The following is a 3,406-nucleotide window of genomic DNA, read 5'->3' on the forward strand; positions in this document are numbered from 1 at the left end:
GCCTGCTGCACGACGCGCCGCTGCCGCCGTGGCCGGGGCGCGGCCACGACGAGGTGGCCGCGCAGCTCGACGGCGAGTGCGCCTGGCTCCTGCGCCACCAGGTCCTGCCCACCGATCTGCTCACCCGCAACCGCCGGCTTGCGGAGACCGCGCTCCGGCCGTGGACGCCGGCGTTCATCCACGGCGACCTCCAGGTCGACCACGTGTTCGTCGAGGGCGACGAGATCACCGGCGTGCTCGACTGGTCCGAGGCGAGCCCGGGCGACGCCCTGTACGACCTGGCGACCCTGACGCTGGGGCACCGGGAGCGCCTGGCGGACGTCGTGGCCGGCTACGGTGCCGACGTCGACCTCGACCTGGTGCGCGCGTGGTGGTCGCTGCGGAGCCTGCTGGGGATCCGCTGGCTGGTCCAGCACGGCTTCGATCCGTACGCGCCGGGCTGCGAGGTCGACGTGCTACGGGCCCAGCAGTGCTGATCGACGCGGCTCCGGATCAGAACCAGCTCTCCCGCATGTCCAGCGTGGTGCGGTCCAGGCTCTCCAGCAGGTCGAACCGCGCCGCCACCGTCGGCAGTTCCCAGCGGTAGAAGTAGCGCGCCGCCTGCCGCTTGCCCGAAAGGAACTCCCCCTGGGCGCCGTCCGGGGAGCCCAGCGCCTCCACCGCCAGCACCTGCTCCAGCCACATCCACGCGATCACCACGTGCCCGACCGCCTCCAGGTAGACCGAAGCGTTCGCCAGCGCCAGCTCCGGGTCACCGGTGGCCCACAACCGCCGCGTCACCACGCCGATCCGGTCCACCGCCGCGCCGAGCTGACCGGCCAGCTCGGAGGCGAACCCCTCGGCCTTCCAGGCCCGGGCGACCGTGCCGCGGATCGTCTCCAGCAGCGCTTCCAGGGCCGCCCCGTCGCGCATGGTGACCTTGCGGCCGAGCAGGTCGAGCGCCTGGATGCCGTGGGTGCCCTCGTGGATGGCGTTGAGCCGGTTGTCCCGCCAGTGCTGCTCGACGTCGTAGTCGCGGGTGTAGCCGTACCCGCCGTGCACCTGGATGGCGAGGTCGTTGGCGGCCAGGCACCACTGCGCCGGCCAGCTCTTCGCGATCGGGGTGAGCAGCTCCAGCAGCAGGTGCGCCCGTTCCCGGTCGGCCTCGGCCGGCGCCGTCCTCTCCTCGTCGAGGAGCCGTCCGCAGTAGAGGATCAGGGCGAGTGCGCCCTCGACGTAGCTCTTCTGAGCCAGCAGCATCCGGCGTACGTCGGGGTGGGCCACGATCGGCACCTGCGGCGCGGTGGGGTCCTTGTCGGCGACCGGGCGGCCCTGCGGGCGCTGCCGGGCGTACGCGACGGACTTCAGGTGCGCGGTGTAGCCGAGCGCGGTGGCGCCGGCCCCGATGCCGATGCGCGCCTCGTTCATCATGCGGAACATCAGCGCCAGCCCCTGGTGCGGCTGGCCCACCAGGTAGCCGACCGCCCCGGCCCGCCCGTACGGCCGGTGCACACCCTCGCCGAAGTTGAGCAGCGTGTTGGTGGTGCCCCGGTAGCCGAGCTTGTGGTTGAGCCCGACCAGCACCACGTCGTTGCGCGGCCCGAGGTTGCCGTCGTCGTCGAGCAGCACCTTCGGCACGATGAACAGCGACAGGCCCTTCACCCCGGGCGGCGCGCCGGGGATGCGGGCGAGCACCAGGTGGACGATGTTCTCGGCCAGCTCGTGGTCGCCGCCGGAGATCCACATCTTGGTGCCGACGATCCGGTACGTGTCGTCGTCCTGCGGCTCGGCGCGGGTCGTGAGGTCGGCCAGGGAGCTGCCGGCCTGCGGCTCGGACAGGCACATGGTGCCGAAGAACCGGCCCTGCACCATCGGGCGGACCCAGGTGTCGACCTGCTCGGTGCTGCCGTGGGCGAGCAGCAGGTTGGCGTTGCCCAGGGTGAGGAACGGGTACGCCGACGTGCCCACGTTGGCGGCCTGGAACCAGGCGAACGCGGCGGCGGCCACGGCGTGCGGGAGCTGCATCCCGCCGATCGACTCGTCCAGCGTGGCGGCGAGCAGCCCGGTGTCGGCGAACGCGTCCAGCGCGGCCTTGACCTGCGGGATGGTGCGGACGCGCTGGCCGTCGAAGCTGGGTTCGCTGGTGTCGGCGGCCCGGTTGTGCGGGGCGAACCGTTCGGCGGCGACCTGCGCGGCGAGGTCGAGCACCGCGTCGAAGGTCTCCCGGGAGTGCTCGGCGTAGCGGGGCCGCTCGGTCAGCCGGGTCACGTCCAGCCAGTCGTGCAGCAGGAACGCGAGGTCGCGGCGGGACAGCAGCAGATCGGACGAGGACACGTGGGCTCCTTCCGGTCAGCCGCGGCGCAACCCGGCGACGGCCTCCCGCAGGTCATCCTGACCGATCGGAGCCGGCGGCGCACCCTCCACCGCCTCCCGCAGCGCCTTGGCGAGTTGCACCCGGCGCAGCGCCTCGCGCAGGTCCGCCCCGGTCAGCCCGGCCGTGTCGGCGGCCAGGGAGGCCGGGTCGAGGTCGTCGGCGAACATCCGGAAGCCTGGGCGCTCATACCTGTCGATCAGCTCGCGGACCATCTTGGCGAGGATCTCCGCGCGGCCGGTCTCGTCCGGCGCCGGGATGGCTATCTTCAGGTCGAAGCGGCCGGAGCGGATCAGCGAGGCGTCCACGCGTTGCGGGAAGTTGGTCGTGGCCACCACGATGACGTCGGGGTTCTCCTCGAACAGCGTGTTCATCTCCTGCTTGAAGATGCCGGCGACGGCGTTGACCGCCTGGCTGGCCGCGTCCCCGCCGGCGCCCGCGTAGCTGATGATCGAGTCGAACTCGTCGAAGAGCATGACAGTGGGCCGGCGGTAGCGGCGGGCGTCGCGGAAGATGCGCTTGATGTTGCGTTCGGAGCCGCCGAGGTACTTGTCCAGGATCTCCGGGGTGCGGATCTCCTCGAAGTCCGCGCCGATCTCGTTCGCGAGCGCCCGGGCCAGCATGGTCTTGCCGGTGCCCGGCGGCCCGTACATCAGGATGCCCTGCGGCCGACGCGCGCCCCAGCGGGCCATCGCCTGCGGGTGCCGGAACGACACCGCCACCTCGCGGAACCGGGCCACCACGTCGGCCAGGCCGCCGACCTGGTCGAGGGTCACCGTGGTGCTGCGCGGGCCGGCCACCGCGACCGGGCGCCGCCCGACCCGGTACGTCCGACCGCGCAGCACGGTGGGCTCCACGCTGTCGCCGGCCAGCTCGCGGACGGCCTGGAACAGCAGGCCGAGCACGGCACGCAGGTGCTCCGGTCCCACCTCGGCGCTGGGCACGTCCACCCGGATGCGTACCGTGCCGTCGTCCTGTTCCACCCGGGGCCGCACCCCGGCGGACTCGGCGGCGTGCAGCACCGCCCGGCCGGCCGGGTCGCGCGGCGGGGTGACC

Annotated in this window: 3 protein-coding genes; 1 reads left to right on the plus strand and 2 read right to left on the minus strand. The window is 72.9% G+C overall.

The features are described from left to right. Nucleotides 1-476, plus strand: a 476-nt coding sequence (locus HUW36_RS28670; RefSeq protein ID WP_174530976.1) for a phosphotransferase, incomplete at its 5' end; no start/stop codon positions are given. Nucleotides 477-492: 16 nt separating this feature from the next. On the opposite strand, the gene HUW36_RS28675 is transcribed toward HUW36_RS28670, so the two are convergent. Further along, on the minus strand, nucleotides 493-2,313 hold the full coding sequence (locus HUW36_RS28675) for an acyl-CoA dehydrogenase (RefSeq protein WP_174530977.1): 1,821 nt from the start codon (nucleotides 2,311-2,313) through the stop codon (nucleotides 493-495). A 15-nt stretch (nucleotides 2,314-2,328) separates the two neighbouring features. Then, nucleotides 2,329-3,406 (minus strand): ATP-binding protein (locus HUW36_RS28680; protein ID WP_174530978.1); only part of this gene is annotated, 1,078 nt, incomplete at its 5' end.

Source organism: Micromonospora maritima, assembly GCF_902825405.1.
In the GTDB taxonomy this organism is placed as follows: domain Bacteria; phylum Actinomycetota; class Actinomycetes; order Mycobacteriales; family Micromonosporaceae; genus Micromonospora; species Micromonospora maritima.